General features: G+C 59.6%; 1 protein-coding gene. It reads right to left on the bottom strand.

Translation table 11 applies throughout. The annotated features are described in order from the left end of the window. Window positions 1-29: 29 nt before the first annotated feature. Window positions 30-1,400, bottom strand: coding sequence for an IS66 family transposase (gene tnpC / locus ACK8OE_RS20795; RefSeq protein WP_410274072.1), 1,371 nt, complete (start codon window positions 1,398-1,400; stop codon window positions 30-32). Window positions 1,401-1,466: the final 66 nt, after the last annotated feature.

The following is a 1,466-nucleotide window of genomic DNA, read 5'->3' as shown; positions in this document are numbered from 1 at the left end:
GTAATTGCTCACGTGGTTGGCGTGCGAGGCTACGCGACGGCGAAGTTTCCGTCGACGAGGACGCGGATCGCGGCGTAAGGCATCAGGCCGCGTAGGCGTGCAGTGCCTGTGATTGAGCGATATCCTGCGTGTATGTCGGCGCCCCATTGTGAGCGGAAGCCGTTTGTCACTTTTCGGAAGACGACCGACGGTCTGATCTCTCGCTCGGAGACATTGTTGGTGGGTGGCACCCTGGGATCGGTCATGAAGACGAAGAACTTGGTCCGCCACGCCTTAATTTGCTTTTTCAGATAGGCCCCGGCCGGATGGGCCGTTGGAATGGCAAGGATTTTATCGAGTTTGTCGTCTGCCTTGGCTGCATAGGCGCGAAGGGTTCCATCTTTCAGGTCCCCGCTTCGATGTCCAACGCGGATACACCATCGCAGATGGTCGCGTATTTTCGGGGCAAAGACCGTGTCGCCGCAGTCGATGGCATATTGTACGTCGCGAAGAACGTGGGCCAGACAGACCTGGTGATTTTTGGCTAGTTCCTGCTGACCGGCATAGCGGTCGCTGATCCAAACGTCCGGATAATGGCCCGCCATCACTTCTTGCGGAACGGACTTGGCTCGGCTCGGCGCGATCTTATGAAGGACCGCCTTGTCCGAGGTGAAGCTCCATTGCCATTGGGTGATACCGCTGACGCGCGTCGTGGTTTCGTCGGACGCGACGACGCGGGCGGTTCGCAGTTGAGCGGCAATGGCCTCGCAAGCCGTTGCCATCTTGCCTTCAAGGCCCTTGAAGATATTGGTCAAACCGCCTTCGGATATCTTCAGGCCGAACAGTTCTCCCATGACGCGCGACAGCCGCTCAAAACTGACATGGTGAGAATGGTGCAAATAGGTGACCAGTGAACGGATTCCAGGACCAAACGGTGAGCCGGTGGGCATCGAGGCGGGCGCGGCAGCGCGGAAACGCCGACCGCATCCGCAACGCCCGCCCATGAGTTCGACCCGCGTAACTACGGGGCGTATCGGCGGCAGGTCGATATGGTCGTAGCGACACCGAATGTGCTGGGAAAGCCGTGACACATCGGCATGGCAGTGGCGACACTCAGAAGCATACACGCGCTCTGTCCGATCAGGATTGTCGGCCAGCCGGCGCGAAACGCCCGGACGCGACGGGCGAGGCTTCTTAGCCCCGCCACCCGGCCGGTTCGGCTTACCAGGGCCGTCGCTCGATGGCGGCTGATGCGAGTTCTTCGAAGTCTTCCGCGCCTTGCCGCCGCGCCGCTCAAGGTCATTCAGCCGCCGGACCAATTCCTCGATCATAGCCCCTTGCTGGCGCAGCAGATCAGCTTGCTCTGCAATCAGCGCGTCTTTTTCTTTATCCGAAAGAGGACGAAGCGGAGGACGAATCATGACCCCATGGATTCAGAACCCGATTCATCGCGCAACCCCAAATCTGCCAACCACGTGAGCAATTAC

The organism is Asticcacaulis sp. W401b, from assembly GCF_046503825.1.
Lineage (GTDB): Bacteria > Pseudomonadota > Alphaproteobacteria > Caulobacterales > Caulobacteraceae > Asticcacaulis.
The sequence above is the reverse complement of the archived record's forward strand: the minus strand, read 5'-3'. Positions and strand labels throughout refer to the sequence as shown.

Coding starts and splice junctions, on each gene's coding strand:
- tnpC (WP_410274072.1), bottom strand. CDS start 1,400: ATGATTCGTCCTCCGCTTCGTCCTCTTTCGGATAAAGAAAAAGACGCG.